Source organism: Paenibacillus stellifer (assembly GCF_000758685.1).
Classification (GTDB): Bacteria; Bacillota; Bacilli; order Paenibacillales; family Paenibacillaceae; genus Paenibacillus_AQ; species Paenibacillus_AQ stellifer.
Genome location: NZ_CP009286.1, coordinates 3,702,020 through 3,726,101, shown reverse-complemented (window position 1 = coordinate 3,726,101; position 24,082 = coordinate 3,702,020). Strand labels below are relative to the sequence as shown.

Here is a 24,082-nt window from a genome sequence, read left to right as displayed (position 1 = left end):
GGTGTGGAGAAGCACTACCCTGTACTCAGAATGCAGAGGCTCGGCAGGTTGTAGTTGCCAAAAACAGGGCGATCGGTTAAAATTTTATTGATAATGATTATCAGTATCACAACAATAACGGGATGATGTCTGGAGGATGACGATGAGCGAGCATTCTGAAATATACGATGTGACCATTATCGGTGGCGGACCGGCCGGTATGTATGCGGCCTTTTACAGCGGCATGAGAGATATGAAGACCAAGCTGATCGATGCGAATGAGGAGCTTGGCGGCAAAATGCTCGTATATCCCGAGAAGATCATCTGGGATGTCGGGGGCGTTACGCCGATAAGCTGCCGAAATCTGATCGATCGGCTGAAAGAGCAGGCAGCCACATTCGATCCGACCATCGTACAGGGCGAGCAGGTGGTGGAGATGAAGCTTCAGGGTGACGGGATCTACCGCCTGACTACCGCTTCGGGAAGCGTTCACTTGACGAAGACGGTCATATTGGCAATCGGTTACGGAATTCTGCGGATGGCGAAGCTCGACATTGAAGGAGCAGACCGCTATGAAATTACCAACCTGCATTATACGGTCCAGGAGCTGGAGCCATTCCGGGGCCAACATGTGCTGATTTCAGGCGGCGGAGATTCCGCAGTGGACTGGGCCAATGCTCTGGAACCCATCGCCGGCAAGGTGACGGTAGTTCATCGCCGGGACCAATTCGGCGGACATGAAGGCAGCATTCTCAAAATGCGGAGATCATCGGTTGACGTGCGTACTCCATATATGATCAGCCAACTGCACAGCAGTGATGGTGAACTGATCGAAGAGGTCACGCTGGCGCATTCGGAGAGCGGGACGACCGAACGGCTTCAGGTGGACGCGGTCATCGTCAGCCACGGACTGAAATCCGACTTCGGTACGGTACGCGACTGGAATCTCGAAATGGGCGAATGGAACGCATTCGTAAGCCCACTGCTGGAGACCAATCTGCCCGGCATATTTGCGGCCGGCGACTTCGCGCATCATGAGAGCAAGCTAAGACTGATCGCAGGAGCGTTCACGGATGCCGCGCTTGCGGTGAACAGCGCCAAGCTGTACATCGATCCCTCGGCGGACAAGGTGGCGTACGTCTCTTCCCATAACGACAAATTCAAAGAGAAGAACAAGGCTCTGGGCGTTAAGCTCAATGCCTAATTACCAAGAGCAGGTATCATTGTGCATATACTGCTGAGTATTGACCGGGGATTCCGACCGAAGCTGCCCGGGTGATCCTCGGCAGCTTCTTTTTTTTCTGAAAGAAAGTACAAAGAGATGAAGAGGGCTAAGGCTGAATTTCCGGTGAGGAGAGGCTGCACAAACTACCCCTTATTGATGACAAGAAAAAATCGTTAACAAAGGTTGATAAAGCGTTTACATTCTTAGTGGCATATGCTATGATAAAATTAACATGTTGATGCAAACGATTGCATAAATTAACCGTTTCAGTGCTTCAAACCGACTTCAGCCGAAATAAGGAATGATTTGTCGATGAAAAGTGCAGAACGGTATTTTTGTGTGATTTGTGCAAACGTTAGCGCAACAAATTTACAAAAAACTGGAGGGGATAAAGGTCTATGTCCATCAGTGCAATGAGAAAACACCGGCGCTGGATTTCATTTGTAACCGCTATCATCATGGTGCTTCAACTGGTGCTTGGCATTGCACCGCAGTCGGCGCACGCGGATACGGAAGCACCGGTCGCCGATGTGCTGGCCGATCAGCCGGGAGGCGGGAGCAATTGGGTTGTGGTCGGCACCTTGAACGGCTGGAATAACAGCGACACGGCAACCCGGATGAAGCATCTGGTCGGAGGTTTCTATGAGTATTCGACCGTGCTGAACGCCGGACATCATGAATTCAAGCTGGTCAAATCCGGAACCTGGAACGGGTTTGAGAATGCGGGGAACAACTTTGCCTTTGATTTGGATTCGGCATCGAAGGTCAATTTCTACATAAACGAGGATCTGAATCAGGCGCGGATCAGCCTGCCGAACGTACAGGGCATACAGCAGTATGTGCCCTCACGCTCCGTGGACAGCTGGCCAAGGCTCGTTGGCACTCTGCAGAAGAAGCTGGGAGAGAGCGATGATTGGTCGCCAGCGACCAGCCAGCTGTTCTTTGTGGATTATAACTTTGACGATACGGTCTACAAAATTCAGCGCACGCTCCCGGTCGGGAATTATGCAGCTAAGGTGATCTTCGGCACCGACTGGCTCACAAGCGAGAGCTATGGAGACGGGGGGCAGAACCTGTCACTCAATGTGCTGGACCCATCCGACGTGACCTTCACGATCGACTACAGCGCTGCCAGCAAAAACCTGACTCATAATTATGTCCCGAAGAATTCTGTGTTTGACGGCAAAATCGACAGCGGCTCGCTAGCCTTTGACAGCCGTTCGATCACGTATAAGAAACCTTTCGGTGCCATTAAAATGGGGCAGGAAGCGGTCACACTGCGCATTGCAGCTCTTAAGGGCGATGTGCAGCTGGCGAAGGTCGAGCTGACGAATCCGGACTCGCTGTCCAAGGATTTTACGATGAACCGGGTAACCTCGGTGGACGGGAAGGATTATTTTGAAGTGACCATTCCGGCATCCCAGTTCTCCAAGATCGGCGTATGGGGCTACAAGTTCATTCTCGTGGACGGGTCGGCCAAGATGGAGTACGGCGATGATGCCGCAAGAGGCGGCACCGGCACTGTCAGCGTTGAAGGCGCGGTGCCCTATGACCTGACGGTCTACGACCCGGACTTCAAGACGCCGGACTGGATGAAGGACGCGGTGGTGTATCAGATTTTCCCGGACCGGTTCTTCGATGGTGACGAGAGCAACAACCGGGCCAAAACGGCCGACGGCTATCGCGGCGCCCTGACCGAGGATGCAGCCACAAGCAAGGGCGGGCAGAAGCTGCAGTATTTCGACGGCGGTGTCAGCAATGATCCTACACCGGAGCAGGTGTGGGGGGATTGGAGCACTTCGCCGGAGAACCCCGACCGGAGCAAGGCGGAGAACAAGCCGAGTTATCCGGATGCGAAGACGGACGGAGTCTGGACGAATGAATTCTACGGCGGCGACATCCAGGGCATCCAGGAGAAGCTGGGCTATCTGAAGTCGCTGGGCGTCACGACGCTGTATCTGAATCCGGTTTCATGGGCTGCCTCCAATCATAAGTATGACGCCACGGACTATGAGCATCTCGATCCGATGTTCGGTCAGCCGGTGTACAACACGCCGGGAGATCCGGCTTCCGGTCTTAATTATACAGAGACCCGGGCCCAGTCGGACCGCATCTACCAGCTGTTCGCCAAAGAGGCGCGCGAGTTGGGTATGCATATTATCAACGACGGCGTATTCAATCATGTTGGTGACGATTCCATCTATTTTGACCGGTATGAGAAATATCCCGAAATTGGTGCCTACGAATACTGGTCCAAAGTCTATGACAAGATGGAAGCCCAGAAGCTCTCGCAATCCGACGCGGAAGCAGCGGTACGGGCGGAGTTCACCGCCAAGATCAATCCGCTGACGAACGAGCACTACAAATACCCCGAGGACTTCACATACACCACCTGGTTCACGATCTCGAACGTACTGGTGAACAACGGGGACGACAGCAACAAGCATTACAAATACGACGCCTGGTGGGGCTATGATTCGCTGCCAGTAATGGATGCCAAGGAGCCGCAGACCGAAGATACCGATTTCTTCCCGGCGGATTCCGAAGCGATTGAAGGAGCGAATGAGTGGAATAACATCGGCTACCGCGACACGGTCATCGGTCATGATCTGACGGGACTGACTGATACACAGGCTTCCCAGGAGATGCAGTCGACCAACTCGCAGCGCTGGCTGTGGATGGGTTCGAGCGGCTGGCGTCTGGATGTTGCTCCGGACGTATCCGGCGGGACCTGGCAGAAATTCCGCGAAGCCGTCAAATCGACGGAAGGCAGAACGGATGCGAACGGCAATGTGATCGAAGAGCCGGTCATCCTTGGTGAAGAATGGGGCATAGCTACCAAATACCTGCTTGGAGACCAGTTCGACTCCGTCATGAACTACCGCTTCCGCAGCGCGGTTCAGAGCTATATGATTTCCGGCGACGCCGCCACGCTTAACCAGTCGCTGGAATCGATCCGTGAGGATTATCCGAAGGAAGCCTGGCAGACAATGCTTAACCTGGTGGATTCTCACGATACGACAAGATCCATCACCAAATACGACAACCCAAGTTACGAGGAAGAGCATCTCGTTATCGCAAAAGATGCGTCCGATAAAGCGCTTAAGCTGCAGGCGTTGACTGCGATCATGCAGATGGGCTACCCCGGGGCTCCTACGATCTACTACGGAGATGAGGTCGGCGTCACGGGCACGAAGGACCCTGATTCCAGACGCGCCTTCCCATGGGAACGGGTCATTGAGAACAGCAATGGAGGCTACAGCGCAACAGGCGTCTATGAAGAGCTGTTCCAGACGTATCAGACCGCAGCGCAGGTTCGCAATGACAATGAAGTGTTCCGCACCGGAGATTTGAAAGTGGCTTACGCAAGCGGAGATGTTATTGTCTATGCCCGTAAAAATGATACAACAGGCGCGCTTGTCGCCATCAACCGCGGCAGCTCCGAACAGACCGTATCGGCCGATGTAACAGGCTATCTGCCGGAGGGTCTGACACTGCGCGATCAGCTCGGCAGCGGTGCCGAGGGAACGGTAACCGGAGGCAAGATCAGCCTGACGATTCCGGCACTGTCCGGCATGATGCTGCTGTCGACCTCCGATCTGTCCGTACTCCCTGCCGTTACGGGACTTCAAACGGTTGCAGGCAACGGACAGGTTACGCTGAGCTGGAATCCGGTGAATGGTGCAGAAGGTTATACCGTTTATCGGGCGGCTATTGAAGGCGGTACGCAGCAAAAGGTCGGGGATACGGCAGATCCCGCTTTCAGCGACAGCACCGTCACGAACGGCAGCAAATACTATTACACCGTAACCGCCAAGCAGGGCGTCTATGAAAGCACGCCGTGCGATATGGCGTCGGCAACGCCGGCTTTTGCGATCCAGAGCGTTGCGATCGTACAGCAGGCGAAGGATATGACGATTGGCGTCGGCAAGGCGACCTATGAAATCCAGGTCGAAATCAAGATTCCGGGCCTTACCGATGTGCCATCCAGCGTGTATCAAGAACCTTCCGGCATTGTGGCGAAGCTGATCTACTATCCAAGCGGAGCCTCGCCGGATCAGGCGGCCGAAACGAAGCTCCGTTATAAGGATGACAATGTGGAGGAAGGGGCCAAAATTTACTGGGCAGCCTTCGAGCCGACCATGCCGGGTTCCTACACGTATCTGGCACAGGTCTCCACCGATAACGGAGAGAGCTTCACTTCATCCGCACCAGAGACGATGACGGCCTATGCCGATCCGGACGATGCGGTTCCGCCGGCTGCACCGGTGCTGGCTGAAATACCTGTCGAATCGAATATGACGAATCTGTCCTGGACACTCGATACGGAAGGCGCGACGGGCGTTGAAGTATTCCGCAAGGAAGCGGGCCATGACTACACGCTGATCGCTTCTCTTGACAAGAACGCGACCTCGTACCGGGATTACACGGTCAGCAACGACACTGCGTATACGTACAAAATTGCGGCCTATGACAGCTCGTATAACCGCGCCTATTCTGAAGAGCAGAGCGTGACGCCGAAGACGGTTATGATCGATGTAACCTTGCGGCTGCATCTGCCGGAGTATACGCCAAGTACCGACACAATTTATATTGCTGGCGACTTTATCGGCTGGAACGAAAGCGGCACGGCTCTGAGCGTCCCGAGCGGCGCGACCGACCGCAGTGTCGTCGAGTATTCCTTCAAGATGATGGCGGGCAAAACAATTCAATACAAGTACACCCGGGGACTCTGGAGCACTGAGGCGTTCACCAGCCACAGCCGCTCTGCCAACGACACGACAGATACGGGCAACTGGGCCTACAGCTCCACCGACACCAATATGAAGCTGACCATCGCCAATCAGGGCGGCAGTAAACAATTAATCGATGATTACGTGCTCAGATGGAGCGACATGCCGATGATCGTGACCCTTCCGCGCACCTCTTACGGGTCCGACATCGAGTACACAACCGATGAGAGCACGATGAATCTGAAGGCATTCGTTCCGTTCGGCGTGGCTTTTACGATCAACGGACAGCCGATTCCGCAGGGCTCGATGGACAGCCGGGGCAATGTATTGCTGAACGGCATCCCGCTGGCCTACGGAACCAACAGCTTCATGCTGCATATCGAGCCGACAGACGAGACGCTGGCGCTTCCATGGTACACGGACAAAGGACGCGCAGGCCAGGCGACCAAGACGCTGACGATTACGGTTAACCGTACCGGAGGCGGAACGACGCAGCCTTCGCTGACAAGTCTGGCCGTAAGCTCCCCAGCGGCGGCCCTCACGGTTGGCGATACATGGAGTACGGTTGTTACCGCACAGTACGACAACAACACCACGGCGGATGTTACGACCGGCGCAGTATTTGAATCCTCGCAGCCGGCTGTGGCAAGCGTGGACAGCAAGGGCGTCGTCACGGCACTATCGCCGGGCAATGCCGAAATTACCGCATCGTACGGCGGTATGACCAAGAGCTATAGCGTACAGGTAATTGCCAAGGAGCCAACAGTGACGGCGCTGTCTGTCAGCGGACCGGCAAACAGCCTTGCCATAGGCGGCACCTGGAGCACTGTAGTGACAGCCGTCTACAGCGACGGAAGCCGGAAGGTCGTCACGGCGGCTTCGGTGTTCGAATCGAGCACTCCGGAAGTGGCGAGTGTGGATGCAAGCGGTACAGTTCATGGTCTTGCAGCAGGCACGACTATCATTACCGTGCGTTACGGTGAATGGACCGGAAGCTTTGATGTAACGGTAACGTCAGCGGCTGCAAGCGGCAGTGGAACCTCTTCCGGTCAAACCCAGACTCCGGGAGTGCAAATCGTCACTGCGGCGCAGTTGAACCCGGACGCAAGCGGCACAGCTGCCATTACTATGGAAGCTGGTGTGATACGGCTTCTGCTTCCTGCAGAGGCGGCAACAGCGGAAGGACTGCATACGCTTGTGGTTACTGCCAATGGAGTGACGCTGTCCATTCCGTCTCAAGTTCTGGCCTCGCTCTCGGCAATGCTGACGGAAGACCAGCGCAAGTCCGGAGCCCGAATCGAACTTATTGTGAATCCGCTGGATGCCTCGACGAAAGAGGCTGTGACAAGCGGGCTGCAGCTGCCGGCGAACACTCGTATGACATTGGCCGGAGAAGTCTATGACTTCATCCTGCAGGCAGTGTCTGAAGATGGTACCCGCATGAATCTGACGGTCTTCCCAGCGCCGGTTCAACTGACGTTCCCGCTGAATGACAGCATCCATTCCGAACTGGCGGGCGTGTACTACCTTAGACCCGGCGGTGTCGCCGAGTATGTTGGCAGCACGTTGAGCGGCGGTCAGCTGAAGGCCGGGGCAACCCATTTCAGCCGTTATGCCGTAATGGAATACGTGAAGAGCTACAGCGATCTTCCGGCGAGCCATTGGGCAGGTGAAGCCGTCGCCGTACTCAGCGCGAAGCATATCGTAACCGGCGTTACAGCCGATCTCTTCGCTCCGAACCAGCGCGTAACCCGCGCCGAATTCACAGCGATGCTCGTCCGGACGCTGGGACTGACGGCGAAGGGCAAGGCTTCGTTCTCCGACGTAGCAAGCAGCGCATGGTATGCTGAATATGCTGCGGCAGCCTATGAGAACGGAATCGTCAAAGGCAGTAGCGGACGCTTCAATCCGCAGCAGGCCATTACCCGCGAAGAAATGGCATCCATGCTGCTCCGGGCTAGCCAGGTGAAGACGGGAGATAAATCTGTTTCCGGCGAGTCACCGGCATTCTCGGATGCGGGCAGCATCAGCAGCTGGGCGAAGGAAGATGTAGCGGCAGCTGTTTCACTTGGGCTGATGAAAGGCCAAGGCAATGGCATCTTTGGCGCCAAGGCTGTGTCCACCCGCGCAGAAGCGGCGCAGGCAATCTACAACCTTGTGATGAAGCCGTAACAAATCGCTGCGAAGAGAAGACAAGACTGATCCGGCCCGCAAGCTATCCGCGATAGCTGCGGGCCGTTTTTTAACGAAATTCAAATTAACCCGCTGATTTGATTTCCTCATTGTGATGAAACGGACGGGGGGTGGAGAATGAGCGAAGATTGAGAGGAGAGCGAGTGAAGATTGAGAGGAGAGCGAGTGAAGATTGAGAGGAAAGTGAGCGAAGATTGAGAGGAGAGTGAGAGAGGGATGAAGGTGTGCGTGCGTTGAGTAAGAAGTGAGGTGTAACATGGTTCTGGACGCCTGATGCGTCTGAAGCATATGAAGCATTTGAAGCGGCAGAAGTTAACGAAAAACCCCCGCTGTCTTCAGCGGGGGCTTGCGGCTTATCTCTTGGTAATATATCCTTCGGCCTTCAGCAGCTCGGCGATCAGGACCGCGCCGCCGGCGGCGCCGCGGAGAGTGTTGTGGGACAGGCCCACAAACTTGAAGTCGTACAGGGAATCTTCGCGAAGACGGCCTGCCGAAATGCCCATGCCGTTCTCGATATCACGGTCAAGATGCGTCTGCGGACGGTTCTCTTCCTCGAAGTAGGTGATGAACTGCTTCGGCGCGCTCGGCAGTTCAAGCTCCTGCGGGCGGCCCTTGTAGCTGTTCCATTTGGCGAGGATGTCTTCCTTGGATGGCTTGGTCTCGAAGGAGACAAATACCGTAGCCAGATGGCCGTCTGTTACAGGGACGCGGATACACTGGGTCGTAATTTGCGGAGAGGAAGCCTTGACGATCTCGCCGTTCTCCACCGTACCCCAGATCCGCAGCGGCTCTTGTTCGCTCTTCTCTTCCTCGCCGCCGATATACGGGATGACATTATCCAGCATTTCCGGCCAGTCGGTGAAGGTCTTGCCGGCTCCAGAGATCGCCTGATAGGTGCTGGCGATGACCTGGGTCGGTTGGAACTCTTTCAGAGCGGACAGCATCGGCACATAGCTCTGGATGGAGCAGTTCGGCTTAACGGCGATAAATCCGGTCTCCGTGCCGAGACGTTTGCGCTGATGTTCGATAACTTCCAGATGCTCGGGATTGATTTCCGGCACGACCATCGGAACGTCAGGCGTCCAGCGGTGCGCGGAGTTATTGGAGATGACAGGAACACCGGCCTTGGCATAGGCTTCTTCTAGCGCCTGAATCTCATTCTTCTTCATATCGACAGCGCAGAAGATCAGGTCGAGTCCGGCTGCAACTTCTTCCACCTTGGAGGCGTCCTGAACCTGAATATGTTTAACGCTTTCGGGCATCGGCGTGGAAAGCTTCCATCTGCCCTTTACCGATTCTTCATAAGGTTTGCCTGCCGAATTGGCGCTTGCGGCAATTGCAGTAACTTCAAACCAGGGATGATTCTCGAGTAGAGCGATAAAACGCTGGCCGACCATGCCGGTCCCGCCGACGATTCCGGCTCTCAGCTTCTCTGTCATGACGTTCTTCAGTTCCTTTCGAAGGCCATATATAATAGCGGCTTTTTATTGTACTGAATTATATAGGATATGCCCGGAACCTTCAATATGAGAATGCCTCCAGGAGCTATATTTATTTCATGTTGTGTAAGGATGATGACAAAGGAGGGGGATTGGAAAAAAATTCTGGTACACTGGAGATTGCTATTATGGAGATTGCTATTACTCTGTGGCTAAAATATTCAAGGGGGCTTGATGCTCAAAGCGAAAAGCACCAAACGTCAGCTACGTGCTCGGGCGAACGCATGAGGGGCTGCCTTTTGGAGATAACTCCTTCGATTTGGCTTATACCAAAAAAGGCCCGATCAGCTGGTACGCCGAAGGGAACCGGATCGTCCGGCCCGGCGGCGGGCTGTTCCTCTTCCATCCCGGCGACGGCAACGGAGAAGGGGGAGAGCTGGGAGTTTATTTTCCCGGCCTGTTCGCTCCCCCATTACCGGGTACGCCGATCTTGAACAAAATCGAGCAGCGCCTCGGCGCCAGGGGTTTGACCGATATTGTGCTGTCTACAATCAAAGAAACGGTGTGGCTCCCGGAACCCGGGGACATTTTGTCACTGCTGCCTTCGGACAGAGCGACGGCTTCGCCCAGTATGCGAGAGAGCGATGCCTCCCCGGGATTCGGGATCAATTCGAGAAGCATGCAGGCGCGAAGGGCTGCTGACAACCGGCTTCTATTATTTCATCGAGGCGACAGCAACTTAAGTCTCGGGCTGCTTAAACCTGATGAATCTTGATCAGATTCGTCGTTCCGGCCTTCCAGATCGGGACGCCTGCACACAGGACGACGGTATCGCCCTGTGCGACCATACCGGTCTTCACGGCATTTTCCACCGAGGACTCGAATAATTCATCGGTTGTAGTTACAGGGGAACCAAGTACGGGGATGACGCCGGAGAGCAGGCAGATCTTCGGGAGCACCTCTGCATTGGGCGTCACCGCGATAATGGGTGCTTCCGGACGGTGCTTGGAGATCATCCGGGCGGTGAAGCCGCTCTCGGTGGCGGCGATGATGGCTTTGGCTCCAAGCATCAGGGAGGAGCTCACGGCGCTGCGGCTGACCACCTCGGTGACGCTCTGTTCCTCCCAGTCGAATCCACGGATGAACTTCTCTTTGTAATTGATCATCGTCTCGGCCTTGGCCGCTACGGCTGCCATCGTGCGTACCGACTGGATCGGGTATTTGCCCGCCGCTGATTCGCCCGACAGCATCACGACATCGGCGCCCTGCAGGACGGCGTTCGCCACGTCGCTGACCTCTGAACGGGTAGGGCGGGGATTGATCTGCATCGATTCCAGCATATGCGTTGCCACGATGACGGGTTTGCCGGCCTGGTTGCATTTGTCGATCATTTCCTTCTGGAGCATCGGCACATCCTCAATCGGAACCTCCACGCCAAGGTCGCCGCGTGCGGCCATGATGCCGTCCGAAGCTTCAATAATATCATCGAGATTGATCATGCCTTCATGGTTCTCGATCTTGGAAATGATCTGCACATGCCCTGCACCGTTCGCATGAAGGATGCTGCGGATTTCACGGATGTCGTCTCCTTTGCGGACGAAGGAAGCGGCGATCATCTCGATCTTCTCGCCGATGCCGAAATGAATATGCTTGATATCCCGTTCGGTCACACCCGGGAGCGTCGTATGAATGCCGGGCAGATTGACTCCTTTTCTCGGCTTCAGCAAGCCGCCGCTGACTATCCGGCACTCCATATCCGATCCATTGACGCCGGTTACGGTAAGATCGATCAGACCGTCGTCAATAAGAATGCGGTCTCCGGGCTTGATGACCGAGGTCATATCGGGATAATTCACAGAAATCCGTTTCTCGTCGCCGAGAATTTCCTCGGTCGTCAGGGTCAGCTGTTCGCCGGCTTTCAGGGTGACATAATCCTCTTTCAGCTTCCCGATTCGCACTTCCGGTCCTTTAATGTCCATCATAATCGGAACGAAGGTGCCCAGCTCGGATGCGGCCTGCCGGACATTTGAGATTCGGGCGGAATGTTCTTCAAGCTCTCCGTGAGCCATATTGAGCCGTGCTACCGTCATGCCTGCCGCGATCATTTCCTTAAGTGTTTCGACCGATTCCGATGCGGGACCGATCGTACAGATGATTTTGGTCTTTCTCATTTCAAGTTCCTCCTTGCAAGGCAAGATTGATGGACATATGCTGTGAATAGTATATCGTTTAGCCCTGCCGTTATTCATTGATTTACCCAGGACATACAGGCATAAACGTAAAAAAGGAGTGGGGGACATGACGACGTGGAATCTGGAAGGAACAACCTGTCATTTGCTAGTCTGCGGCGGAAGCAGCTGCAAGAAGCGCAAGGGCGAAGACATTATTGATGCCATCGACGGGGAAATTGAGAAACAGGGGGCGGAGGCGGCCGTTCATACGACTCTGACCCGCTGCAATGGCCGCTGCTCAGACGCACCGGTGGTCATCTCTTATCCCGATGGCGTCTGGTACGGGGATATGTCGCCGAAGCTCGGCAAGGCGCTTGTCCGGCAGCTGCTTCAGGGCGGGAGACTGGAGGACAATATTGTCTATACCTTCGGGACTGAAGGAATGCAGGCTGCCGGCACACCCGGAACCAAAGGGAAGAAGAAAAAGAAAGGCTAACCCTCTTCTAAGGAAACCAAAAGCGAAGGGTAAGCCTGCTGTCAGCGAGCTTGGCATACAATTATCAAGGAGCCGTAAAGGCCAGAATAATGTAGCCGCGCTGCCAAAAAACAAGAAGAGTTGGAGGGACAGCCTCATGTTCATGAATCTGCCGAAAGACGATCTTGTGCTGGAGGGAGAGCTTTTTCGTAAAGACGAAGTCCGTTATAATCTGCTTCACCTGATCTGTGGAAGCCAGGATGCGCTCCGGGTCAGAACGGAGGACGGCCGTCTGGTAATCGGACAGACTCCGGGGTTTAATCCGTGGCTGTGGATTTCCTCCGACGTATCTCCATCTGATAAGGACGAGATGATTCGGCGGCTGGCTGAATATATGGATGACCGGGAGTTCCCTGGCATCACCGCCGATCTGGATATTGCGGACCGCTTCGCACGTTATTATTCAACTGTGAAACCGTGCCAGCCATACCCTTATATGACGCTTGAAGCGTATGAGTGTCCCGAGGTCTTCATGCCCTGGGGGGTGCAAGGCATGCCTGAGAAAGCGACCGTGGCGCATACGGAGAAGATCGCCGCTTATATGGCCGCGTTCTCGCAGGAAGCCTTCGGCAGAAGACCGGACAGCAGGGAAGTGTACAAAGCCGCCACCTCGGCGGTCAGTTCGGGCGGCATGTATCTCTGGAAGGATGGGGATCAGATTGTCTCCATGGCGAGAATCGCCCATCGCTCTCCCCGGCACGCCCGGATCAATGATGTCTATACACCTCCTGCCCACCGGAAAAAAGGATACGCCAGCGCCCTTGTCGCCTCGCTAAGCCTTACCTGCAAGCACAACGGGCTGACCCCGATGCTGTATGCCGACGCCAAAAATCCGGATTCCAACAAAGTTTATCGTTCGATCGGATTTGTTCATGCCGGCAGACTTGAAGAATTCCGTTTTGCTTAGATTGATGAAACGTCATGCCGCCTGATTTGACTTGCCCTCCGGATGTTGTCTATCCTTAATGCAACACTATTTTTTGGGAGGCTCAAGTGGATGCAAAGGCTGCAAATCTGGCCGGAGAAATTTCGCAAATTTTTTCTCAATAATAAATTCGTCGTCTTTCTGCTGGTGCTTCTGCTGATCGGCTTGAATGTGATGGTGCTGTCGAAGATACCGTTCGTCTTCAGGCCGTTGTCGGTGCTGCTGCACACGGTGGCGCTGCCCCTGATTCTGTCGGGAGTCGCCTATTACTTGCTCAACCCGCTGGTGGACAGGCTGGAGAAGAAGAGCCGGCTGAAGCGTTCCTACGGAATCATCATCCTGTATCTGCTCATTATCGGCATTATCACGATCATCCTGCTGACGGTTATCCCGATCATCCGCCGCCAGCTGTTGGGGCTGATCGACAATTTTCCGACGTACAGCACGCAGATCCAGGAGGAAATCAACCATCTCATCGGCAGCAAATTTTTCGGCCAGCTTCAGGAGAAGACCGGCTCCGGCATCGATGAAGTGACGACCCGGGTCACCACCTGGGCAACCTCATTTCTGCGGAATGCCCTGAACGGCGTGGGCAATCTGGTCGGCACGATTACGGAGATCGTTCTCGGGATAGTGACAACTCCGCTGATTCTGTTCTATCTGCTGCGCGACGGAAGACGGCTGCCCGATTATATTCTGCGTTTCGTGCCAAATGGGCTTCGGCCGCAGACACGGTCGGTGATGTCGGAGATGAATGACCAGATTTCTTCCTATATCCGGGGTCAGATTATTGTCAGCTGCTGCATCGGTGCGCTTCTGTATATCGGCTACCTGATTATCGGACTCGACTACTCGCTGGTGCTTGCGATTGTGGCGGCATGCACGGCGGTGGTCCCTTATCTCGGGCCGGCGATCGCCATTACACCCGCGCTTGTTGTAGCTGCGGTCACCTCTCCGTTCATGCTGCTCAAAATGATCGTCGTCTGGACGGCGGTGCAGCTGATCGAAGGCAAATTCATCTCGCCCCAAATTATGGGCAAATCGCTTAAAATCCATCCGATCACCATCCTCTTCGCCATTGTATTCGCCGGCAAAATGTTCGGCGTGGTCGGCATTATTCTGGCCGTTCCGGGATATGCAGTAATGAAAGTGGTCGCGACACATGTGTTCCAGTGGTTCCGTTATCGTTCGGGGCTGTACGACAAGCCGGACGAAGACGATAAGCCGCTATCTTAGTTTCGAAAGTCAGTCTCAAAAATAAGTCTCGAAAGCAAATCTTGAATGTTAGCTTCGAAAGGATGTGTTGTTGTGAGACAACCTGAAGCCTCAACCCGTTATGGGATTGTGAGAGGAACAGAAGAGGAAGGCGTAGTAATCTGGCGCGGCATTCCTTTTGCCGCTCCTCCGGTCGGAGAGCTGCGCTTCGCTGCGCCGCGTCCGCCGTCATCCTGGGAAGGCATCCGGGATGCGTCCTCCTTCGGACCCGTCAGCCTTCAGCCGCCCGATACCCGGGGTACCCGGTTCCGGGGCCAGCAGCCCGTCTTCTCGGAGGACTGCCTGCATCTTAACATCTGGTCGCCTGCCGAAGAGGATGAATCGCTGCCGGTCATGGTATGGATTCACGGCGGCACCTTCCTGACGGGCTCCGGAAGCCAGCCGATGTTCGACGGCAGCGTCCTCGCTTCCGAGAGCCGGGTCGTGGTCGTATCGGTCAATTACCGCCTGGGACCGCTCGGTTTCCTGCACCTCTCGCCGCTTGGAGACGGCTTCGTCTCGAACGCCGGTCTTCTGGACCAGGTCGCAGCGCTGGAATGGGTGCAGGGCAACATCGCCGCTTTCGGCGGCGATCCGAAGCGGGTGACCGTCTTCGGCGAGTCGGCCGGAAGCATGAGCGTCGCCGCCCTGCTGGCGATGCCGTCCGCGCGCGGGCTGTTCGCGCGCGCCATCATGCAGAGCGGCGCGTCGCAGGCGCTCCCGCCGGAGGCGGGCTCGGCCATTGCAGCTGCGCTGCTGGCCGAGCTTGGGCTGGACCGGAGCAGCGCTTCGCAGCTCCGGTCACTGCCGGCCGAGAGCATTCTCTCGGCCGCATTTGCGGTGGCGCAGCGGCTGACCGGCGACTCGCCCGGCATGGTCTTCCAGCCGGTCGTCGATCCCGCCACTCTGCCGGAGGAGCCGATCCTCGCCGTGAGCGGCGGATCGGCAGCCGGAGTTCCGCTGCTCATCGGCACGAACAGTCATGAAGGGCATTATTTCTTCCGGGAAGGCACGCCCGTCCCGCCGATGGAGAAGTCGCTGAGAGCGCTGGAGCAGACGCTCGGGCTCTCCGACCTGTCGGCGCTGGCGCCCTATTATTCGGAAGATTGGGAGGGGCAGGCGGGCATGATGACCGACCTGTTTTTCTGGCGCAGCTCGGTCGCTTTTGCGGAGAGCTATCTGGGCCATGGTCCGGTATGGATGTACCGCTTCGATTGGGGAGTGGAGGATCATACCTTGCTCTCCAAGGCGGTACATACCGCCGAAATCCCCTATGTATTCGGAAACATGGATTTCCTGCGGACGCTGGGCATTCAGGTAACCCCTGAGCTTCAGTCGCTATCGGACGCGATGCGGAGCGCATGGACGGCTTTTGCTTACAGCGGGAATCCGGATTGTCCGGCTCTGCTCTGGCCGGAATATGAGACTGATGAACGTGCGACTCTGATCTTTGATGAATCGCCGGCAGTCGTCAAAGACCCGGAGAGCGAAAAGCGGAAAATGATATTCTAGCAGCGGATAGGAATGATTTTCATCAGGATGTTTACAGGGCGGAGATCGGAACTGACATCAGCTCTTGTGTATAAGCAAGCTCAAGCTAAGAGAGCATCTGACTAATGCTTTTATCTTAATGTTGAACGCCTGCCTGCGGTGGAAGCACTGCGGCAGGCGTTTTTTCGTGAAAATTTCATGAAAACTCTTTACGAATTGTGCCGAAAGGAATATGCTTGGGTTGTGAAAAAATTAACGGAATACAAGATTCTCGGGGTAAGGTGAAATTCCTGACCGGCGGTGAGGTTCGCTGAATAGCGAATCGCAGCCCGCGACTCCCTCGCTTGGGCAAATAAGCAAGGGACTGATCTGGTTAAACTCCAGAGCCGACGGTACAGTCCGGATGAGAGAGGATCAAGGATAGAAACGCCGAGTGCTGCCGGCGGAACGGTTGTCCCTGCGAAGAATGGGGGGCGCACTGTTTCTTCTGGCTGGACGTTGATATCGGATATTACCCCCGGGACGCATTCAAGTGCGGCTTCGGGGGTTTTTTGGTCCCAATATAAGAATCTGAAGATTATTGCTTAGAACCTTCAAACGGTAATCCGGATTCATGGCGAACGGAAACGTGCACAAGGCAAGGTCCAAGGCAGGCGTTAATCCTTGCTACCCGAAATTTGTATCAGTGAGGAGTAATGGTTATGGGTAAAACAATTGCTGCCGGCGAAGAAGCGCGGAAGACGCCGCTTCGCGGAGGCTTCTGGCTGGTTGTTCTGGGCGCCGCCTTATGGGGCGTGGACCCGCTGTTTCGTATTTTGCTGCTGAAATCGCTGACGTCTTCGCAGATTGTGCTGCTGGAGCATGTTGTGCTGTTCCTAGCTGCCGCGCCGGTGCTGTGGCGCCGCCGTGCCGAACTGAAGCGAATTCGCCTGCGGCATGCCGGGGCCTTGCTCTTTGTATCGTGGGGAGGCTCGGCGGTGGCGACGATACTGTTCACCCAGGCTCTGTCCAGCGGTGATCTGAATGCCGTTATCCTGCTGCAGAAGCTGCAGCCGCTGTTCGCGATCGGCCTGGCGGCGGTCATTCTGAAGGAGCGGCTTCCCCGTTACTTCCTGCCGCTTCTGCTGCTTGCGCTGGCTGGCACCTATCTGCTGACCTTCGGATGGAGCATGCCGTTCGGGCATGCGGGCAGCTTCGTTACGGCCGGCAGCGCGCTGGCTCTTGGAGCGGCGGCGCTCTGGGGCGGTTCGACCGTCATGGGACGGTATCTGCTCGGAACGATGCAGTATGAGACGGTAACTTCGCTGCGGTTCATGCTGGCGCTGCCTCTGCTGCTTGTGATCACGTTGTCGCAGGGGGCACCCTGGCAGCTGAACGGCGGACTTGGCACATCGGCCTTGATCTCGCTTAACTTGCTGCTGCAGGCGCTGCTCCCGGGTCTGCTCAGCATGCTGCTGTACTATCGCGGCCTCAGCACCACGAAGGCATCGTTCGCCACGCTGGCTGAACTCAGCTTCCCGATGACCAGTCTGGTGCTGAACTGGGCCGTCTATGGTCAGCTTGTAACCTGGGCGCAGCTTCTGGGCTTTGTGCTGATCTGGACAGCGCTGTTCGCGATCTCTGCCCAGCAGAAGGAGCAGGCGGAACCCGCCGCCCAGGTAGAGCTGCGCAAGATTTCCTGATGCCTTAACGCCCGGAAGCGGGAGGCCGAAACAGAGTTTGATGTAATCAAATACCGCATGACACGCCCTTGTGGACTCGCTCCGCAGGGGCTTTTTTCTGCTTCCGGAAACTTGCAAAGTTGCTCTCTCTGTGTAAAAAACTTCACTTTCATACATACTATCGGTATTCCAAGTCCGCTTGCGGCGGATGAGGGCCGGAAATGGACCCAGTTATGATCTGTCCGGATATCACATGCACCATGCATATCGCGCATTGCAGATGAACCGCAAGGAGGCAAGCCGATGCAGAGCCTGACCAGTCCCGTCATCTATATTCAGCTGAAGAGCCGGGTGACGCTGCCGCATGGAGAAGGCGTACGGCTTGGCGATATCGCCTTTATCATTTCACCTCCGGAAATGAAGGAGTCTCTCGATTCGCTGCTGCTTGTTCAACCGGAGGAAGAGGACGGAAATCTCATCCTGATCGACATGTTGAAGGTCATTCCTCATGTGCAAAAACTCGTGCCGGAAGCGGATATCGAGCCGATTGGAGAAGGACGGACGATTGTGGAAATATACAAGCCGAATACGAGGCGGAAGTCCTCCCGTTTCCGGTTTGCGCTCGTATGGCTGCTGCTGTTCTTCGGCGCCGCACTGACCATTATGAATTTCCATGCAGATGTCAATATGGAGGAAGTCCAAATCCGGATCGTCGAAATGCTGACGGGCCGGAGAGACGAGCATCCGTACGCTTTTCAACTGGCCTACTCGCTGGGGATCGGGTTCGGCATGGTCATCTTCTTCAATCACCTGTTCCGGAAAAAATGGAATGAGGAACCGACTCCGCTCGAAGTGGAGATGTTCCTCTACCAGAAGAATATCGATCAGTATGTCGTTCATGAGGAGTACCGAAAGATGAAGGAAGAGGCAGGCATGAACAGGCGGAAAGGAAGACGGATATGAACGTGCTTCTCGAACTGCCGGTCAGTCTGTTTCTCGGCATAGCCGGCGGAATTGCGGTTGGAGGCGGCGTCATCGCCTTGTTCGTCGTGCTGGATATGATTCCGCGTCTCGCTCAGCTGACCCAGAGCTATGATAAGGTCCACTGGTATGAAGGCGCGATGGTCAGCGGATCGCTGATCGGTACGATCGCGGATTTCTGGCACTTCAAAATCGGAGCGGGTCCGGTAATCCCGGCCGTTGTCGGTCTGTTCGACGGCGTATTCGTCGGGATGCTTGCGGCTGCACTGACAGAAGTGCTGAATGTGCTTCCCATCCTTGCGAAGCGGCTTCAGATGACGTCCTATTTGTTCGGCCTGCTGATGGCGATGGTCGCCGGGAAGGTAGCGGGCTCGTTGTTCGACTGGTTTATATACCGACAGTAAACGGGGGCTTACGATGAGCAGATATATACACAGCGGTGACAGCATCAATGAGGAAGAGCCGGGACGGTATAAGCAGCAGGACTCTCACTGCCTTGAGAACGGGGCGGGAGAAGAAAAAGATACTGAGATTGAAGGCGTAGGCTTGAGCGCGGAACCGGGCAGCATGATGAGCGCAGGCAGCGGCGAGGCTCCCGGCTCCGGGGATGCGGAGATTTCGGCCGAGCCGGGCACTGCCGATGCGGATGCCGAAGACAGCGCTGCCGGAGAAGACTTGTCCGGAAGCAAGCAAGAAGGAGAGCCTGAAGGTGACCGTGAGGACGGGGCGAGAGACTTTGGGGATGGGGCAAGCAAAAGCTCGTCATCCGATATAACTGCAGATGCTCCCTTGACTCAGGAAGCTTCAGACCGTGCCTTGGCCGACGAGAGCACAGAAACGGAGAACTCGGAATCAGAGGGCACGGAATCAGAGAGCACGGAAGCTGGGAGCACAGATGCGGACACGGAAGCAGACAGGAGGATCACGAAGGACGGGATTCTCTTAACGGAGGGAGAGGAGACGGAAGCGGAAGATGGTCAGCCGGACTCTGATCCGGCAAGCCGATCTCAGTCCGGGGATATGGAAGCCGCAGGGGAACTGGGCGCAGAAGAGCAGGCAGGGGAGGATTCGCCTGGACAAGGCTGGGCCCAAATAAGGCAGGATGCCCAAGGCAACAACTTTTCTGGAGAAGATGCCCTTACTGAAGAAGCTGCCCCGATTGGGGGCGAAAATTCCGGAGCCGGAGAAGATGAAGTTGAAGAAGCTCAAGACGCTGTGTTCGGAGCGTCCGGGAAGCGTTCCGGAGCAGAAGCGGACTCTGGCAAAGGCAAGAAGAAGAAACCGAAGGACAAGAAGGCCCGCATTCAGGAGAAGAGAGACAAGGAGTTATCGAATTCGCTGGAAGAATCGATCAGGTATTGGAACGGAGATGACCGGGTTCCGGAATCACTGGATAGAAGCCGGGGAGTGCTGACCGAAGTTATAGGTCTTGATAATTCCTTTGACGTGGTGTTCCGGGAGATGAGTTTTGCCGGCACAAGAGCGGGTCTTCTCTTCATGAGCGGCTTCGCCAAGGACTTCGTCATGGATGAAATACTGAAGCGGCTTACCTACTTGACGCCGTCTGACATGACGACCGACGCCGTCGCCGCCTTTATGATCGATTACATTCCGCATATTCAGGTCGAGAAGACGGACCGGTTCAGCGAAGCGGTCAACAAGACGATGATGGGCATGAGCGCACTTTTCGTTGATGGAGAACGACAGGTCATCGTCATGGATACGCGTTCATACCCGGCCAGATCGCCGGACGAACCGTCAATCGAGCGTGTTGTCCGCGGCTCCCGCGACGGATTCACGGAGACGCTGCTCAGCAATGTAGCCCTGGTGCGTCGCCGTCTTCGCGATCCGGGCCTTACCTTCAAGCTGCATCAGGTCGGCCGCCGGACAAATACGGATGTGGCTATTGCCTACATCGACGATATCGTTGATAAGTCCCAGGTCAAGGCGGTCTCCGAGAAAATTGCAGCGATCAATATAGACGGAATACCGCTGGCGGACAAGCAACTGGAGGAAGCGATTGTCGGCAAAAATTGGAACCCGTATCCGATGGTCCGTTATTCCGAACGTCCGGATGTGGTGGCTTCCCACCTGATGGAAGGACGGGTTGTCGTATTCGTCGATACATCGCCCAGCGTCATGGTCATTCCGACCACGTTCTTTGATCTGTGCCAGCATGCAGAGGAGAACCGGCAGACGCCCATGGTTGGTTCCTACCTGAGGTGGGTTCGCTTTATAGGGATACTGTGCTCGATCTTTCTGCTGCCGCTCTGGATGCTCTTCGTCATGCACCCCGAGTTTAAGCCCGCGTCTCTGGAGTTTCTTGGTCCGCAGGAGACAGCCAAAATCCCGCTGCTCGCCCAGTTCCTGATGATCGAGCTCGGCGTCGATCTGCTGCGGATGGCAGCTGTTCATACACCGACTCCGCTCGGCTCGGCGATGGGCTTGATCGCAGCCATCCTGATTGGGGATATTGCGGTGAAGACCGGTCTGTTCGTCAACGAGGTTATTTTGTACATGGCATTGGCAACGATCGGCATGTTCGCCACCCCAAGCTATGAGCTCGGTCTGGCCAACCGGATCGTCAGGCTTCTGCTCTTGATGGCGACGGGTTTCTTCCACGTACCCGGCTTTGTCATCGGTTCGACGCTGCTGATTGTGCTCCTGACGCTCAACCGGTCCTATAACTCGTCTTATTTATGGCCCTTTATACCTTTTAATGCAAAGGCTCTAGGGGCCATTCTGGTCCGGCGGGAGGTAATGGCCTCCAAGACAAGGCCTTCCTCCAACAAAACACGGGACAACACCCGCATCGGTCCGCCGAATATCCAGAATAACGAATCGTAGGATAATACAAATGAACTGTGCATTTGTCCATTCTACAACTTTCCCATCCTCTGCTATACTGGATATCACAGGACGAATGTAATGGATATTCCAAATATGAAATCGGAGGATTGTAGAATATGTTCTTACACGGGACGAGCCGGATTAACGATGCCGGTCATTTGGAAATCGGAGGGTGCGACGTTACCGAGCTTAAGGCCGAATACGGAACGCCTCTATATATTATGGATGAACAGCTGGTCCGCCGCCGCTGCCGTGAATATATGGACGCTTTCGCAGCCAGCGGGCTGGGTTTCCAGGTTGCTTACGCCAGCAAGGCGTTCTCGGTCATGGCGATGTGCCGGATCGCGGACGAAGAAGGGCTGTCTCTGGATGTCGTATCCGACGGCGAGCTGTACACGGCGCTGCAGGCCGGGTTCCCTGCTGAACGCATTCACTTCCACGGAAACAACAAGACGCCGGATGAGATCGAAATGGCGCTGGACGCACGCATTGGCTGCTTCGTTGTCGATAACTTCACGGAGCTTGAATTGCTCCAGGCCATCGCTGCTGGCAGAGGAGTCACAGTCAATGTTCTCCTCCGCGTTACGCCGGGTGTTGAAGCGCATGCGCATCATGCCTATGCCGCAACGGGCCAGACCGACTCGAAGTTCGGCTTCGACATCGGCAACGGCTCCGCCTTCGAGGCGGTGCAGCTTGCATCAGCCAAGGAGAATCTGACACTTCTGGGCGTTCATTCCCATATCGGCTCGCAAATTTTCGAGACGGAAGGCTTCGAGATGGCTGTGGAACGAGTGGCCGATTTTGCCCGCCGCGTGAAAAACGAGCTGAATATCTCCTTTAAGGTCGTCAACCTGGGCGGAGGCTTCGGCATCCGTTACGTCGAAGGCGATACGCCTCTTCAGGTATCGGAATATGTCGCCGCAATTACGAACGCGGTGAAGAAATATTTTGCCGGGATCGGCGAGAGCCTTCCCGAAATCTGGGTGGAACCGGGCCGCAGTATCGTGGGCGATGCCGGAACGACGCTCTACACCGTGGGCACAAGCAAGAACATTCCGGGCGTTCGCAAATATGTCGCCGTGGACGGCGGCATGACCGATAATCCGCGTCCGGCTCTGTATGAATCGAAGTACGAGGCACTGCTGGCGAACCGCGCGAATGAGCCTGTGTCCGAAACAGTATCCATCGCCGGCAAATGCTGCGAGAGCGGCGATATGCTCATTTTCGACGTGGAGCTTCCGGCTGCGGAGAGCGGCGATCTGCTTGCGGTCGCCTGCACAGGCGCCTACAATTACTCCATGGCCAGCAACTACAACCGCATCCGGCGTCCGGCAGTCGTGTTCGTCCAGAACGGGCAAAGTGATCTGGTCGTCAAACGTGAAAGCCACGGCGATATTGTGGCCAATGATCTGGTGCCGGCGCGTATGACGAAGCAGGCGGTAACGAAGTAAATAAGCACTGTCCCGTCTATATGTTATTGGAAGCCCTCTGCCATTGTGCAGCGGGCTTCTGTTATGGTCTCGGGAAAGGGACTTTGGATATTTCGACTGGGTTCGGACAGGAATCCGTCTGCTTTGCTTTGAACCGGGTTTCATAGTACACTGGACTAGTACGTCTTCAGCCGGGGTCTGTGAGATCTACCGATAATCCCCTACCTATCGGCGTGAACGCGTACTACACATTTCGTTAATATGGAAAGGAGCTATTTACATATGGCTAAACAAGCGAAGATTACACTAGAGAACGGCGGCGAAGTGCTGCTGGATCTGTTCGAGAAGGACGCTCCCAATACCGTTGCCAACTTTGAGAAGCTGGCGAATGACGGCTTCTACAATGGACTTGTGTTCCACCGCGTTATTCCGGGTTTCGTTGCCCAAGGCGGCTGTCCGAACGGAACGGGTACTGGCGGACCTGGATATACCATCAACTGCGAAATCAACCCGAACAAGCATGAGCGCGGCACTCTGGCTATGGCGCATGCCGGCCGCAACACCGGCGGCAGCCAGTTCTACATCTGCTATGCACCGCAGCCTCATCTTGACGGACAGCATACCGTATTCGGCAAGGTTGTAAAAGGCATGGAATATGTCGACGCCTTCCAGGGCCGTGACAAAATGACTTCGGTTGAAGTTTTCGAAGCCTAAGTTTTATCAGCAAGCCAGGCAGTAATCGAATAAGCTGCAAGCCCGAGCCTCCGCAGGTTTCTGCGGGGGCTCGTTGTCTTTTTATCCGGAAAATAAGTCTTCGTACTCTGGCTTGACAGATTAAATTGTGGGTAATAAGCTATGAGTAGGTGTTCTCAATACAGAACAACTCAGAGAACAAAAGACGGCGCGACGTTCTCGCGTCCCTGCACACCGTGAGGAAGCCGCGACAACAGAGTTAAGTCTACAGATTATACGGCGTTAAATGGAAATTGCACACCGGGAGCAATTCAAGCGTTAAAGTATGCGATACATAACGGACGGAGGCGAACGATTTCAAGACACCGCCAAGACTGTCGCTCCCCGTTCCTGACAATTCGGCATCAAGAGACTCACCTTGCATAACGCTTACAAAAAAGCGGTTGACTGCCCGGCAAGAGCCCGGCAGCCCGTGAATAATTCTCCCTGTTGCAGAATACTCCATTTATATAATCTACCAGC

General features: G+C 55.3%; 15 protein-coding genes and 1 riboswitch. Of the genes, 13 read left to right on the top strand and 2 right to left on the bottom strand.

Going from position 1 to position 24,082, the window contains the following annotated elements:
- Positions 1 to 142: 142 nt before the first annotated feature.
- Both PSTEL_RS17215 and PSTEL_RS17210 read left to right on the top strand, forming a co-directional pair.
- Positions 143 to 1,183 (top strand): NAD(P)/FAD-dependent oxidoreductase, encoded by a 1,041-nt coding sequence (locus PSTEL_RS17215; protein ID WP_038697182.1) that lies wholly within the window; start codon positions 143 to 145, stop codon positions 1,181 to 1,183.
- Between the two features lie 419 nt (positions 1,184 to 1,602).
- Positions 1,603 to 8,109, top strand: a complete 6,507-nt coding sequence (locus PSTEL_RS17210) for an alpha-amylase family glycosyl hydrolase (protein ID WP_052098610.1) — start codon at positions 1,603 to 1,605, stop codon at positions 8,107 to 8,109.
- Positions 8,110 to 8,483: 374 nt separating this feature from the next.
- Here PSTEL_RS17210 and asd read toward each other — a convergent pair whose 3' ends face one another.
- Positions 8,484 to 9,569, bottom strand: coding sequence for an aspartate-semialdehyde dehydrogenase (gene asd, locus PSTEL_RS17205; RefSeq protein ID WP_038697180.1), 1,086 nt, complete (start codon positions 9,567 to 9,569; stop codon positions 8,484 to 8,486).
- Between the two features lie 268 nt (positions 9,570 to 9,837).
- Here asd and PSTEL_RS26385 point away from each other — a divergent pair, with 268 nt between their 5' ends.
- A complete protein-coding gene (locus tag PSTEL_RS26385) occupies positions 9,838 to 10,344 on the top strand; it encodes a hypothetical protein (RefSeq protein ID WP_169744595.1) in 507 nt (168 codons plus the stop codon).
- Here PSTEL_RS26385 and pyk read toward each other — a convergent pair.
- Complete coding sequence (gene pyk / locus PSTEL_RS17195) at positions 10,325 to 11,740, bottom strand: pyruvate kinase (RefSeq protein WP_038697178.1); 1,416 nt, start codon at positions 11,738 to 11,740, stop codon at positions 10,325 to 10,327. The genes PSTEL_RS26385 and pyk overlap by 20 nt on opposite strands.
- Positions 11,741 to 11,867: 127 nt before the next feature.
- On the opposite strand from pyk, the gene PSTEL_RS17190 reads away from it, so the two are divergent.
- From PSTEL_RS17190 to PSTEL_RS17145, 10 genes are all read left to right on the top strand, one after another.
- Positions 11,868 to 12,236 (top strand): (2Fe-2S) ferredoxin domain-containing protein, encoded by a 369-nt coding sequence (locus PSTEL_RS17190; RefSeq protein WP_038697175.1) that lies wholly within the window; start codon positions 11,868 to 11,870, stop codon positions 12,234 to 12,236.
- 136 nt (positions 12,237 to 12,372) lie between these two features.
- Positions 12,373 to 13,182 carry a GNAT family N-acetyltransferase gene (locus PSTEL_RS17185; protein WP_038697173.1) on the top strand — a complete coding sequence of 270 codons (810 nt, stop codon included), beginning with the start codon at positions 12,373 to 12,375 and terminating at the stop codon, positions 13,180 to 13,182.
- A 90-nt stretch (positions 13,183 to 13,272) separates the two neighbouring features.
- Positions 13,273 to 14,436, top strand: coding sequence for an AI-2E family transporter (locus PSTEL_RS17180; protein WP_038697171.1), 1,164 nt, complete (start codon positions 13,273 to 13,275; stop codon positions 14,434 to 14,436).
- Between the two features lie 72 nt (positions 14,437 to 14,508).
- Complete coding sequence (locus PSTEL_RS17175) at positions 14,509 to 15,966, top strand: carboxylesterase/lipase family protein (RefSeq protein ID WP_038697169.1); 1,458 nt, start codon at positions 14,509 to 14,511, stop codon at positions 15,964 to 15,966.
- A gap of 242 nt (positions 15,967 to 16,208) precedes the next feature.
- Positions 16,209 to 16,364, top strand: a riboswitch (FMN riboswitch).
- A gap of 282 nt (positions 16,365 to 16,646) precedes the next feature.
- Positions 16,647 to 17,627: a DMT family transporter gene (locus PSTEL_RS17170; protein WP_179944904.1), complete on the top strand. Its 981-nt coding sequence runs from the start codon at positions 16,647 to 16,649 to the stop codon at positions 17,625 to 17,627.
- A gap of 282 nt (positions 17,628 to 17,909) precedes the next feature.
- A complete protein-coding gene (locus PSTEL_RS17165) occupies positions 17,910 to 18,569 on the top strand; it encodes a stage V sporulation protein AA (RefSeq protein ID WP_038697165.1) in 660 nt (219 codons plus the stop codon).
- Positions 18,566 to 18,991 carry a stage V sporulation protein AB gene (locus tag PSTEL_RS17160; protein ID WP_038697163.1) on the top strand — a complete coding sequence of 142 codons (426 nt, stop codon included), beginning with the start codon at positions 18,566 to 18,568 and terminating at the stop codon, positions 18,989 to 18,991. The genes PSTEL_RS17165 and PSTEL_RS17160 overlap by 4 nt, the downstream gene beginning before the upstream one ends.
- Before the next feature lie 811 nt (positions 18,992 to 19,802).
- Positions 19,803 to 21,434: a spore germination protein gene (locus PSTEL_RS17155; RefSeq protein WP_052099262.1), complete on the top strand. Its 1,632-nt coding sequence runs from the start codon at positions 19,803 to 19,805 to the stop codon at positions 21,432 to 21,434.
- Between the two features lie 119 nt (positions 21,435 to 21,553).
- Complete coding sequence (lysA, locus tag PSTEL_RS17150; protein ID WP_038697161.1) at positions 21,554 to 22,888, top strand: diaminopimelate decarboxylase; 1,335 nt, start codon at positions 21,554 to 21,556, stop codon at positions 22,886 to 22,888.
- Positions 22,889 to 23,149: 261 nt separating this feature from the next.
- Entirely contained in the window at positions 23,150 to 23,581 is a 432-nt protein-coding gene (locus PSTEL_RS17145) for a peptidylprolyl isomerase (protein ID WP_038697159.1), read from the top strand.
- Positions 23,582 to 24,082 lie beyond the last annotated feature (501 nt).